Below are 13,069 nucleotides of genomic sequence, written 5' to 3'. Positions count from 1 at the left end.
GACGGTCGTGAAGAATACGAGATATGGAGCCCGACCTGAGCAAGTACCAGCTCGAAGGCGACAACTCGATGTACCGGCTGCCCAGCGGGCTGGTCGCCCCGGTGGTGACGCGCGGTGGCAGCGAGAACCCGGACACCGCGAACTCCGGTGGCGCGATCCGCATCTCCGGCGTGAGCATCCAGCACACCCCGGCCACGAGGCTGTGGTTCGGCAAGGTCACCAACGAACCCGGCTACCGCTCGGTCACCCACCACCACGGTGAGGCCGAGACCGGGGGATACGTGCTGTCCGGCCGTGCGCGGATCTACTTCGGCGAGAAGTTCGAGGACTACGTCGACATGGAGGAGGGCGACTGGGTGTTCGTGCCGCCGTTCATGCCGCACATCGAGTGCAACCTCGACCGCAACAAGTCGCTCACCTGGATGACGACCAGGACGCCGGAGAACATCGTGGTCAACCTCGACGACGTCCCGGACGAGGACCTGCGCGACTGGCTGACCCGATGACCGGGCCGCTGGGAACCTCCGCGATCTTCACCGAGGCGATCACCCTGGAGAAGGCCGAGCCGGAGCACTTCGACCTGGCCTTCACCGCCGTCACCCAGCCCTGCCCGTGGCCCAAGGCGTACGGCGGGGACCTGGTCGCCGCCGCGGCGGCCGCGGCCATGCGCTCGGTCACCGACGGCAAGACGATGCACTCCATGCACAGCTACTTCCTGCGCCCCGCCGACATCGGCGCGGAGGTGCGCTACGAGGTGGAGCTGCTGCGCGACGGCCGCGGCTACAGCACCCGGCAGGTCCGCGGCTACCAGAACGGCAAGCCGCTCTACGTCTGCCTGGCGAACTTCGCGGCCGGCGAGCCGAGCGGCACCTTCCAGGCCGAGTTCACCTCCGAGCTGCCGGGCCCGGACGAGCTGCCCGGCTCGGCGGACTACCTGGCCGGCCGCACCGGCGGCACGATGACCGAGGAGTCGAAGGCCTACTGGTCCGGCGGCCGCAGCTTCGACATGCGGCACGTGCCCGGTCCCGTCTACCTCGCGGTCGACGGCGAGCGGGTCCCGCACCAGGCGGTGTGGATCAAGCCGTTCGACCCGCTGCGCCCGGTCGACGGGCTCACCGACGCCCAGCGCGACCTCGCCGCGCTGGCCTACGTCTGCGACTACACGATCCTCGAACCCGTCCTGCGCGTGCTGGACCTGCCGTGGGCGCAACCCGGACTGGTCACCGCGAGCCTCGACCACGCCATGTGGTTCCACCGCCAGGGCCCGGTCGACGACTGGCTGCTCTACGTGCAGGAAGCGGTCGCCGCGGAGTCGGGCCGCGGCCTGGGTTCCGGCCGCTTCTTCACCCGCGACCAGCGTCACCTCGCCACCGTTGCCCAGGAGGGCATGATCCGCCCCGCTTGACGTCACTGCCTGACCGCCGCCCGCGGAAGGACTCACCGATGGACACGTTCGCTCGCGACCACCTCCCACCCGCGGCCCTGTGGCCGACGATCGAGTTCACGACGCCCGAGCTGACCTACCCGGACCGGCTCAACGCCGCCACCGAACTGATCGACGTGCCGGCGGCGAAGTTCGGCCCCGACCGTCCTGCCCTGCGCACACCCGACGGGGAGACCTGGTCCTACGGCGAGCTGCGCACCCGTGCCGACCAGGTGGCGGAGGTGCTCACCGCGGACCTCGGACTCCAGCCCGGACAACGAGTTCTGCTGCGTTCGCCCAACAACCCGTGGACGGTCGCCGCGTGGCTCGGCGTGCTGAAAGCCGGCGGCGTCGTGGTGACGACCATGGCCGCGTTGCGCACCCGCGAGCTCATGCCGATCGTGGAGCGGACCCGTCCGTCCATCGCGTTGGTGGACGACCGGTTCGCCGACGACGTCCGATCCCTGCCACGGCTGACGGTGGTGACGTACGGCGACCTCGCGGCGCGTGCCGGGACGAAGCCGGGGGAGTTCACCGCCGTGGACACCGCCGCCGACGACGTGGCGCTGCTGGCGCCCACGTCCGGCAGCACCGGCACCCCCAAGATCACCGTGCACTTCCACCGCGACATCCTGTCCATCGACAACACCTTCGGCCGTCATGTGCTGCGGCTGAACGAGGACGACCTCGTCGCGTGCACGGCACCGTTCGCCTTCACCTTCGGCCTGGGCATGCTCGTCGTGTTCCCGTTGCGGGCGGGCGCGTGCGCTCTGCTGACCGAGGCCGCCACCCCCGCGCAGGTCGCGGATCTGGTGCGGCAGCACGGGGTCACGGTGCTCGCGACGGCACCGACGGCGTACAAGGCGATCCTGCGGGACGGCAGCGAGGCGAAACTCGGCGGGCTGCGGACCGCGGTGTCGGCCGGCGAGCACATCCCGCGGGAGACCTGGCAACGGCTGCACGACCGGCTGGGGCTCCGGGTGATCGACGGCATCGGCGCCACGGAGTTGTTGCACATCTTCATCTCCGCCGCCGGCGACGACATCCGGCCTGGCTCCACCGGGAAACCGGTGCCGGGCTACCGCGCGACCGTGCTCGGATCTGACGGTGAGGAGCTCGGTCCCGGCGAGCCGGGGCGGTTGGGGGTCATCGGCCCGGTCGGCTGCCGCTACCTCGACGACGCGCGTCAGAAGGACTACGTGGTGAGCGGCTGGAACGTCACCGGCGACGTCTTCCACCGCGACGAGGACGGCTACTTTCACTACCACGCGCGCAGCGACCACATGATCGTCTCCTCCGGCTACAACATCGGCGGCCCGGAGGTCGAGGAGGCCATCGACACCCACCCCGACGTGCTGGAGTCGGCCGTCGTCGCCAAGCCGGACGACGAACGCGGCTCGGTCGTGTGCGCTTTCGTGGTGCTGCGCGAGGGTGTGGAGGGCGACGCCGCGAAGGCCAGGGAGATCCAGGACCACGTCAAGCGGACCATCGCTCCGTACAAGTACCCGCGCGACGTGCGGTTCCGCACCTCGTTGCCGCGCAACGCGAGCGGCAAGCTGCAGCGCTTCGCACTCCGCAAGATCGTCGAGGACGAGGTGCTCACGTGAAGGTCGCGTCCCAGAAGATCGCCATCGTCGGCGGCGGCCCCGGTGGCCTGTACTTCGCCGCCCTGATGAAGCAGCTCGACCCGGCGCACGAAGTCACCGTCTGGGAACGCGACGCCCCGGACGTCACCTTCGGGTTCGGTGTGGTGTTCTCCGACGAGACCCTCGGCGGGATCGAGAACGCCGATCGTGAGTTCGCCGACACGATGGCACGCCGGTTCGCCCGCTGGACGGACATCGACATCCACCACCGCGGCGAGACCCACACCGTCGGCGGGCAGGGGTTCGCCGCGATGAGCCGCAAGGAGCTGCTCGGCCTGTTGCAACGCCGGTGCCGCGATCTCGGCGTGGTGGTGCACTTCTCGACCCCCGCCCCGGACGTCGAGGAACTGCGCCGGTCGCACGACCTGGTGGTGGGCGCGGACGGCGTCAACTCGCTCGTGCGTCAGTCCTTTTCGGACGTCTTCCGGCCTGTTTTGGACCGCCGCCACAACAAGTACATGTGGCTCGGCACGGACCTGGTGTTCGAGGCGTTCCAGTTCTTCATCAAGGACACCGAGTGGGGGACCATGCAGGTCCACGGGTATCCCTACTCCGACAGCGGTTCCACGTTCATCGTCGAGATGCACGAGGACGTCTGGCGCCGGGCCGGTTTCGACACCGCGCGGGAGTTCCCGCCTGGTGTCTCCGACGACCGGGCCGTCGAACGGATCCGCGAGCTGTTCGCCGAGGAACTGGCCGGCCACCAGGTGTTCGCCAACAACTCGAAGTGGCTCAGCTTCACCACCGTGCGCAACGAGCGTTGGCACCACGGCAACCTCGTCCTCGTCGGCGACGCCGCGCACACCGCCCACTTCTCCATCGGGTCCGGCACCAAGCTCGCGATGGAGGACTCCCTCGCCCTGGCCGCCTGCCTGCACGAACACCGCGACGTCGAGACCGCGCTGGCGGCCTACGAGGCCGAACGGCGCCCCGTCGTGGAGTCGACGCAGCGCGCCGCCCAGGCATCGCTGGAGTGGTTCGAGAACATCGGCATGTACGCGGGGCAGGAGCCGACCCGGTTCTGCTTCAACCTGCTGACCCGCTCGCGCCGGATCACCTACGACAACCTGCGCACCCGCGACTCGGACTTCGCCGACCGCGTCGACACCGCGTTCGCCGCCTCCCAGGGGCTTTCGGCGGTGGCCCCGGCGATGTTCCAGCCGTTCCGGCTCGGGAACCTGGAGCTGAAGAACCGGGTGATCGTCTCGCCGATGGACATGTACTCCGCCGTCGACGGCGTGCCGGGCGACTTCCACCTCGTCCACCTCGGCTCCAAGGCCATGGGCGGCGCGGGCCTGGTGATGACCGAGATGGTCTGCGTCTCGCCGGAGGGCCGCATCACGCCGGGCTGCACCGGCCTGTGGAACGACGAGCAGCGCGACTCGTGGGCGCGGATCGTGTCGTTCGTGCACGAGCGCAGCACCGCCCGCATCGGTTTCCAGCTGGGCCACTCCGGGCGCAAGGGCTCGACCCGCCTGATGTGGGAGGGCATGGACAAGCCTCTGCCCGACGGCAACTGGGAGACCATCGGGCCGTCCGCGCTGCCGTACGGACCTGGCTCCCCCGTCCCGCGCGTCGTCGACCGCGACGACATGGACCGGATCAAGGCCGAGTTCGTCGCCGCCGCCCGGCGCGGTGCCGCCGCCGGTTTCGACCTGCTCGAACTGCACTGCGCGCACGGCTACCTGCTGTCGTCCTTCCTCTCACCGATCGCGAACCAGCGCACCGACTCGTACGGCGGCACGGTGGAAAACCGGCTGCGATTCCCGTTGGAGGTGTTCGACGCCGTCCGTGCCGTGTGGCCGGCCGAGCGTCCGATGATCGTGCGCGTCTCCGCGACCGACTGGGCTCCCGACGGCAACACCGAACACGACGCCGTGGAGATCGCCCGCGCGTTCGTCGCGCACGGCGCCGACGCGATCGACGTCTCCACCGGTCAGGTGACGGCGGACGAACGCCCGGCGTACGGCCGCTCGTACCAAACCCCGTTCGCCGACCGGATCCGCCACGAGGTGCCCGGTGCGGCCGTCATCGCGGTCGGTGCCATCGCCTCCTACGACGACGTCAACTCCATCCTGCTGGCGGGCCGCGCGGACCTGTGCGCGATCGGCCGCACACACCTGTACGACCCGCACTGGACCCTGCACGCGGCCGCCGAGCAGGACTATCGCGGTGTCGACTGGCCGGTGCAGTTCCAGGCCGGCAGCCGGAAACCGCCGAGCGCGCGCACCGACGCCGTGCGACCGCGGCTTTCGTTGCTGCGGGCGGACTCTCCGGATCGGAACGTCCACCTGCGCTGGACCCCGCACCGGTCCAGGGTGGCTCAGAGCGTCAACATCTCCTGAAGGTGGGGGTAGCTGTTCCACACCCCCTCGATGCCACTACCGGACTCCGCGGATCCGAAATAGTGACAAATGACCCGGTCCTCCCGGCTCGGCAGATTTTCCACGGGCCCTGACCGGTACCGCTCGCCCAAGGAAACGACCCGCTGGGCGGGGAGACGACCGGCCATCAGCGAGTAGTACATCTGCGTGACGAAACGCTGGCGGCCGACGATGTCCGGATCGGTGCGATCGATGAGGTCGTCGAGGTAGTCGAGATCCATGAACTCATCCACCTCAACCGCGGCGAAACCGCAGCACATGGCAGGGATGAACGGCGCGTCCGGCACCGCGTCGGGGAGCCAGTGGATCCCGGAAGGGTCGGGATCGAACTCCGGAGAGTAGGCGAAGCAGAGGTTCGAACTCCCGGCGGCGGAAACCCAGTCCAGTATTTCGGCCGGTTTCCGCAGGAAGACCACGTCGGTGTCGAGGGCGAGAACTCGACTTTGTTCTGCCAGCAGGAAGTAGTCGACCAGTTGCGTCGCGCGGATGTTGTGGGAACGCCACCAGCGGACCTTGGGATGTCCGGTCAGCAGCTCGGCGACGCGCTGGTCGGCCTCGGTCCGCGAGATGATCAGCGCGTCGGGCCACTCGTCACGCAGCCGGTCGACTGAGCGTGCTGTCAGTGAACCGTCGTCGTGCAGCACCGGTCGTACTGCGCAGTGCGGGGAAAGCGAGCGAAGCATGACGTTGCATCGGTCCACGTGCTCCTCGGACACGAGCGTGTGTGTCTCCAGCTTCAACGAACACCTCCAGAGCTCAAGCCGGACGCAGCGTGAAGAATCGCTGCTGCCACAGGTCATGCAGTTCGCGCCGGACCTCGTCGCCGACGCCGGCCGAGCCGGCGAGAGAGGTCACGGACCGTTCCCCGTCCGCACCCTCGAGCAGCGTGAAAACATCGGCGGAGATCTCCGTCGTCCAGCCTTTCGGGTGATCGAGCACCAGTTCGTGGCAGATCTCATGGCTGCCGGCGGACGTGTGCCTGATCCGCTTGACGAGCCGGGTGGCGGGGCGCAGCCGAGGGGCCAGCTCGTCGAAGGCGAGGGAGGCACCCTCGCGTCGCCGCACCACGAAGTCGTCGATGACGAGAAAGTCGAGGCCGGTGGTGAGGAAGCAGGTGAGAGCGTCCTGTGTGGTCTGCACGATCGGCTCGACGTTGTTGTTGAACGACGTGTTGAGCAGCACCGGCGTACCGGTCAACTCGCCGAACCTGCGCACGAGGTCGTGGAATCGCTGGTTCGAGTCCGGATCCACGATCTGCAGGCGCGCACTACCGTCGACATGCGTGACGGCCCCCAGCTCATCTCGCCGTTCGTCGCGCACCTTGACCACGAACGACATGAAGTCGTAGTTCGCGCGGGTGTCCGGTAGGTCGAAATAGGTGTCGGCGGCTTCCGGCGTGACGACCGGCGCGAACGGCCGGTAGGCCTCGCGTTTCTTGATCATCGCGTTGATCCGCCGTTTGTTCTCGCCGGGCCGCGCATCGGCGAGAATGCTGCGGTTGCCGAGCGCCCGTGGCCCGTATTCGGACCGGCCCTGGGCCCACCCGAGAGCGGCGCCGTCGGCCAGCAGTCGCGCGGCCGCGTCCACGATGTCGGCCGGTCGTTCGAACTCGACGAGATCACTCCAGGAGGAGAGCTCCTTCTCGATCTCCGCCGTGGTGCCGAGGGAGGGGCCCACGCTCGCACTGCGCATACGCGGTTGCCTGAAAGGGGATTCGCCCAGTTGGAGAGCGGCGGCCAGGGCGGCGCCCTCGGCAGCGCCGGCGTCGTGCGAGACGGGGTGGATGAACACCTCGCGGAACTTTCCCGAGTCGAGGATGCGTCCGTTGAGCGTGCTGTTGTGCGCCACTCCACCCACGAAGCAGAGGTCCCGCAGCCCGGTCCGGTCAGCCCAGTGACCGAGGACGTGCAGGGCGATCTTCTCCAGGGCCTCCTGCAGCGCCGCTGCGAAGTCCATGTGCGCCTGCGTGAACTCCTGCCCCTTGCGGCGGGGACGGAAGCCGGGGACGGCGAAGTCCCGCAGGAAGAAATCGCCGTTGTCCCTCAGTTCGTAGAGGGAGCTGAACTTCTCGCGGTAGGTCTCCGGGGTGCCGTAAGGCGCGAGTCCCATGACCTTGTACTCGTCGCCGAGCCCGTACCCGAGGAGCCGGGTGTTGGCGAGATAGAGCGCGCCGAGCGACTTCCCGAGACCGTAGGTGGCGAGCCTTTCCAGGTGCCCGTCCTTGCCGTGGTAGACGGTGGTCGAGTGCTTCTCGCCGCGCCCGTCCATGACCACCACCAGTGCTTCCCGCATCCCCGAACGGGTGTAGGCGGACATGCCGTGCGCGAGGTGGTGCTGGATGAAGAACAGCCGGTCTGGCGGCATTTCCCGGCCCAGTGCCTCGGACAGCCGGGCCAGGACGAGCTCACGAGAACCGCGCAGCGGAAGGTGGGGACGGCTCACGTAGGTCTCGTCGAGCCATTCGTCCAGCATGCTCTCACCGAAGAAGTGCCCGACGGCGGTGATCTCGGCCGGGGAGACTCCCGCGGTGTCGAGGCACGCGCGAATCGCGTTGGCGGGGAACTTCGTCGTCTGCTTGATCCGGTTGAATCTTTCCTCTTCCACCGCCGCCAGCAGTTCGCCGTCCTTGATCAGACAGGCGGCCGCGTCGTGGAAGGCGCCCTGGGTGAGCACGCCCTCCATGTTCGGGGTCAGGTCCGCGTCCTCGTCCGAGAAATGTCCGCTCAGACCAAGAATGAGCATGGTGCGCGGGTCTCCGTCCTATCGCGTTTTCTCGATCTTGCGTTGCAGCGCGTTCATCCCGGCGATCCATCGGCCGGTGTCCGCGGCTCTGTTCCGGTAGGCATCGGCGATCTCCGGGTGAGGCAGGATCAGGAACCGGTCGTCCGCAAGGGCTTCGACGACGGTGTCGGCGACCTGCTCCGGGCTGATGGCGGTCGGTTCCACCAGGGATCGCACGCCGGGCCCGGCCGCCGCGAGCATGCCGGTCCGCACCCCCTGCGGGCACAGCGCCTGAACGGTGATGCCGCGGTGCCGGTAGGTGATGGACAACCATTCGGCGAAGGCGAGCGCCCCGTGTTTGGTGACGGCGTAGGGGGCGGATCCGAGCATCGTCAGCATCCCCGCCGCGGACGCCGTGGTGAGAAACCGGCCGCGCCCTCGCTCCAGCCAGTCCGGCAGCAGCGCTTCGGCCGCCCGGACGTGCGCCATCACGTTGACGTCCCAGGCCCGAGTCCACGAGGCCTCCGGGCCGCCCTCCGGCGCGACGCCAGCGTTGGCGCAGTACAGGTCGACGCCGCCGAACTCCTCGACGGTCGCCGCGATGGACCGCCGCACGCCGGCCTCGCTCGCCGCGTCCGCGGTGATCGCGACGCCTCCGACCTGCCGGGCCACCTCGGCCGCCGCGGCACCGTCGACGTCGGTCACCACGACAGCCGCGCCGGCGGCGGCGAACCGGCGCGCCATCGCCGCTCCGATGCCGCCACCGCCGCCGGTGACGATCACGCGCGCGCCTTGAAGGTCGAAGCCGGTGTCCGTGGTCATGTGGGTGGGTTGCCCTTCCCTGTCGGTGTCGGGGAGGCCGTGGCTGGGGTTGTGCAGGGCTGCGTGTGGCGGCCGTCGGGCTGGGCGGCCGTGGCGTTCGCGGTCATGTGGGTGGGTCGCCTTTCCCCGTCGGCACCGCGTAGGCCGCGGCCTGAGTCGCGTACAGCTCCGCATAGCGGCCACCGGACTCGAGCAGGTCCGCGTGACTGCCCGACTCGACGATCCCTCCGTCCGCGACGACGATCACGTGGTCGGCCATGCTGACCGTCGAGAACCGGTGCGACACCAGGACGGTGACCGCGCCGGTGCGAGCGGCGGCTTCGCGGGCGTGCCGCGCGAAGTTCTCGAACAGGTCGTGTTCGGCCTGGGGATCGAGCGCCGCGGTGGGTTCGTCGAGAACCAGCAGGAGCGGCGTGGTGCGCATCATTCCGCGCGCGAGAGCGAGTCGCTGCCATTGCCCACCCGACAGGTCGACGCCGCCGAAGATCGTGCCGAGCTGCGTGTCGAGGCCGTCGGGCAGCGTGCCGACCAGTTCCGACGCTCCCGCGGCGTCCACCGCACGGGCGATCGCGTGCGTGTCGCCGAGCGCCGCCAGGTCGCCGACGCCGACGGACTCACGTACGGGCAACTGCAGGCGGGCGAAGTCCTGGAACACACCGCACGACGACGAGGCCCACGACCGTGGACCGAGTTCGCTCAACGGCTTGCCGTCAACGAGGATCCGGCCGGAGGTGGGCTGGTACAGGCCGGCCAGCAGTTTGACGAGCGTCGACTTGCCCGCGCCGTTGATGCCGACCAGGCCCACGACCGAACCGGCTGGCAGGTGCGCGCTGATCGAACGCAGCACCGGTGTGCCGTCGTCGCTGTAACGAAAGCCGACCTCGTCCAGGGTGATGCCGTCGGTGAGGCGCCGGGGCGCGGGCGTCGTGACGTCGTCGAACGTGGACACGTAGTCGCGGAGCCAGTGGTAGTGGCCCACGACGTGGCCGGCCTCCGCGGCCCTGTTGTAGTTGTCGCGCAACGCCCACAGCTGCATGCGCAGTTGCGCGGCCAGGGAGGCGACGAGCACCAGGGCGCCCATCCCGATCCGGCCGGCGATCACCTCGGCGGCGACCAGCGCCAGCCCGCCGCCCAGGCCGAGCAGGTAGCAGAGCCAGCCCGCCGCGTCCAGCAGCGTGCCGCGGAGCAGCGGTTTACGTTGGGCGCTGGTGATCTCGGCCCACAGCCGGTCGGCCCGAGTGGACAGTTCTGGACCTGACCGGCTGATCCAGATTTCCTTGGCGGCGTCCACGTCGAGACACAGGCCGTGGAGGTTCGCTTCGAGCCGGGTCGCCTCCGCGCACTCGTCGTTGACCCGGCGCAGCGCCGACTGGCCACGGCCGGCGAGCACCAGCAACGGCAACGTGGTCAGCCCGAGCACCAGCAGTGCCGGGTGCACGAGCACGAGGAGCCAGACGCTCAGGCCGACCATCAGTGCGGCGGCACCTGTCTCCGCGATCGACCAGCCGTAGGAGGCCAACGCGCCGCTGCCCTTGGCAACGAGGTAGACGCGGTCCAAATAGGACGAACGCTCCAGATGCTTGATCGTGGGGACGCGTGCGACGTAGCCGAAAACCTCGGAGGACAGGTCGACCTCGACCTTCTGCACGAGGTTCACGCGTAGATGCGCCGCGACCCTGGTCGCAATGGTCGAGGCCACATGCGCGAACGCGACGACCACCACCGGAAGGATCAGCCACGTCAGGCTCTGGTCGCCGGCGTGGGCCTGTAGGCCGTCGATCAGCCACCGTTGGCTCTGGGCCACGCCCACGCTGCCGAACGCCACCACGAGGAACACCGCGGCGGTGACCAGCGAACCCGCGCGACTGACCCGCCAGGACAACCCGGCCAGATGCCGGATCACCGCGAAGTGCCGCCACACCCGGCGAATCATGCTTCCGCCCTGGCGAATCGCGCTGCCTGCAAGCGGAACAACGCGGCATAGCCGCCGTCCGCGGCCATCAGCTGTTCGTGGGTACCGGACTCGGCGATCCGGCCGCCGTCGAGCACGACGATCCGGTCCGCGCCGCGGACGTTGGAGAGCCGGTGGGAGATCAGCACGATCGACGCCCCGCGGGCGCCGGCGGCCACCCGCTCGTTGAACTCGTGTTCGGCCTCGACGTCCAGGTGGGCGGTCGGCTCGTCGAGCACCAGCAGCTCACGTCCGTGCGCCGCCGCGAACAACGTGCGCGCGATCGCGAGCTTCTGCCACTGCCCGCCGGACAGGTCGACGCCGTGCTCGCCGCCGCGCCACAGCCTGGTCCCGGTCCCGTCGGGCAGCCTGGAGACGACCTCGCGGGCGCCGGCCGCGTCGATCGCGGCGTCGACACCGGTGACGTCGCCGACGTGCTCCGGCGCGGAGAAGGCGACGTTGTCGGCGACGGTCGTCCCGTACCGGATGAAGTCCTGGAACAGTGCGGAGATCCGGGTCCGCCACCACAGCAGGTCGATTTCGCGCAGATCGACGCCGTCGACGAGGATGCGCCCGGAGTCCGGGTGGTAGAGCCCTGCCAGCAGCTTCATCAGCGTCGTCTTGCCCGCGCCGTTGACGCCGACGACGGCCAGCGTTTCGCCGGGCAGGATCTCCAGCGTGAGGCCGTCGAGCACCGGGCGATCGGTTCCCCGATAGGTGAAGCTGACGTTCTCGAACCGCACGTGCGGCGGCCGCCCGGTCGAGGAACGACGTCCGGCGCTAGTTGCCGGCGGCTCGTGCCGGGAGAGGACCCGGGCGAGAGCACGCACGGTCGTCACGCCGTATTCGATGTCGAACGCCTCCTGGCCCAGGGTGGCCAGGCTCATCACCGCGAAGGCCGCGATCAGGCAGCGCGCCACCGTCGCGGGGCTCTGTCCGGAAGCGCCGAGCACGACCAGCGTCACGGCGGCACTGCCGGCCGCGATGGCGAACGTCAGACCCTGACGCTTCAGCACCGACGAACGGGCGTCCCAGCCCGGTCGTCGTGCCGCGACTTGCGCGCCGCGGAACCGGCCGAGCAGCCAGTCCGCCAGACCGAACAGCCGCACCTCCTTGGCCGGACCGGCCTCGGTGAGCAGGCCCGCGAAGTACTGCGCCTTGCGGTGCTCACCCATCCGGGCATCGTCCAACGCCACCAGCCACATCCACTGCCGGCGCGTCAGCATCCGTGCCAGCAGCGAAAGCACGAGCAAACCGGTCGCCAGCAACGGGAAGTGCACGGCGACGACCGCGGCCGCGGCGAGCGCGCCGACCACCCGGAAGATCAGCGTCAGCTGGCCGACCGCCGCGTTGCCGGGAGTCCGGGTCCGCCAGCCGATGCCGAGATCGCAGGCGCGCTCGACGTCGTCGCGGAACTCCGCGTCGTCGAGATGCCCGATTCCCTTCGGTGCCAACGCGATCCGGCGCACCATCGAGCGCACGGCCCCGTCCACGCGCCGCGCCGCGACCGCGGCCGGCAGCACCTGCACGACCTGAGCCAGGCGGTCGATCAGGACGATCGCCAGGACCACCACCAGCGGCCAGAGCACGTCGGCGAACCGGTGGGCGGCCCCTACCGCGCCGACCAGCCAGCCGATCGAGAGCGCGCTCAACGTGACCGTGGCGACGCCGACCACCTGCGCGCCGACCAGCAGCGCGACCGGCCCACGCCCGGCATACCGGAACAACCGCAGCAATTCGACCCGCTCGGCGGCCGTCTCGCGCAACACGGAAAGGCGAAACGCACCCAGTGCGAATCGCGGATCCGCCGGGCCGCGCGGTGCGCTTGGGTGTTCGTTCGGGACGGCAGTTTCTGCCCGAGTGGCGGTGTCCACCGGCACCCCTTCATGACCCCGCGGACGGGGCGCGTCATTGGCCTGGGGCCACAGCTCCACATCACGATCATCCTCAGTATCACGATGGGCAATCCGCCAGGCAAGCGCTTTCCAGACAGTCGGTGCGCACTGGCCGGATCAGTCGCCACAGGTCACTTTGTTGTCCGTTGCATTCGCGGCCGATGCTCGTCGAAGCGTTTCGCCTGGTCAGTACGGGAATGGGGCGCCGAGCGGACACGTCCAAACGA

9 protein-coding genes are annotated in these 13,069 nt (G+C 69.5%); 4 read left to right on the top strand and 5 right to left on the bottom strand.

The genetic code is table 11. The features are described 5' to 3' along the window. Positions 1-23 precede the first annotated feature (23 nt). From B0F77_RS31090 to B0F77_RS31075, 4 genes are read left to right on the top strand one after another with little or no spacing between them, the layout of a single operon-like run. Positions 24-506, top strand: coding sequence for a cupin domain-containing protein (locus tag B0F77_RS31090; RefSeq protein ID WP_086666566.1), 483 nt, complete (start codon positions 24-26; stop codon positions 504-506). Continuing rightward, positions 503-1,405: an acyl-CoA thioesterase gene (locus B0F77_RS31085; protein WP_086666565.1), complete on the top strand. Its 903-nt coding sequence runs from the start codon at positions 503-505 to the stop codon at positions 1,403-1,405. The genes B0F77_RS31090 and B0F77_RS31085 overlap by 4 nt, the downstream gene beginning before the upstream one ends. Positions 1,406-1,443: 38 nt before the next feature. After that, positions 1,444-3,030: an AMP-binding protein gene (locus B0F77_RS31080; protein ID WP_086666564.1), complete on the top strand. Its 1,587-nt coding sequence runs from the start codon at positions 1,444-1,446 to the stop codon at positions 3,028-3,030. Beyond that, entirely contained in the window at positions 3,027-5,414 is a 2,388-nt protein-coding gene (locus tag B0F77_RS31075) for a bifunctional salicylyl-CoA 5-hydroxylase/oxidoreductase (RefSeq protein WP_086666563.1), read from the top strand. The genes B0F77_RS31080 and B0F77_RS31075 overlap by 4 nt, the downstream gene beginning before the upstream one ends. On the opposite strand, the gene B0F77_RS31070 is transcribed toward B0F77_RS31075, so the two are convergent. The 5 genes from B0F77_RS31070 to B0F77_RS31050 form a co-directional block, all read right to left on the bottom strand. After that, complete coding sequence (locus B0F77_RS31070) at positions 5,393-6,097, bottom strand: hypothetical protein (RefSeq protein ID WP_143466984.1); 705 nt, start codon at positions 6,095-6,097, stop codon at positions 5,393-5,395. The two genes, B0F77_RS31075 and B0F77_RS31070, sit on opposite strands and share 22 nt — an antisense overlap. Before the next feature lie 112 nt (positions 6,098-6,209). After that, entirely contained in the window at positions 6,210-8,195 is a 1,986-nt protein-coding gene (locus tag B0F77_RS31065; protein ID WP_086666561.1) for a carbamoyltransferase family protein, read from the bottom strand. An 18-nt stretch (positions 8,196-8,213) separates the two neighbouring features. Beyond that, entirely contained in the window at positions 8,214-8,996 is a 783-nt protein-coding gene (locus tag B0F77_RS31060; protein ID WP_086666560.1) for an SDR family oxidoreductase, read from the bottom strand. Positions 8,997-9,099: 103 nt separating this feature from the next. Then, a complete protein-coding gene (locus tag B0F77_RS31055; RefSeq protein ID WP_086666559.1) occupies positions 9,100-10,929 on the bottom strand; it encodes an ABC transporter ATP-binding protein in 1,830 nt (609 codons plus the stop codon). Continuing rightward, positions 10,926-12,716, bottom strand: a complete 1,791-nt coding sequence (locus B0F77_RS31050; protein WP_086666558.1) for an ABC transporter ATP-binding protein — start codon at positions 12,714-12,716, stop codon at positions 10,926-10,928. The genes B0F77_RS31055 and B0F77_RS31050 overlap by 4 nt, the downstream gene beginning before the upstream one ends. Between the last annotated feature and the right edge of the window lie 353 nt (positions 12,717-13,069).

It is taken from the genome of Lentzea kentuckyensis (assembly GCF_002150765.1).
Classification (GTDB): Bacteria; Actinomycetota; Actinomycetes; order Mycobacteriales; family Pseudonocardiaceae; genus Lentzea; species Lentzea kentuckyensis.
Note: the sequence above shows the minus strand (reverse complement) of the source record. Positions and strands in the feature narration are given on the sequence as shown.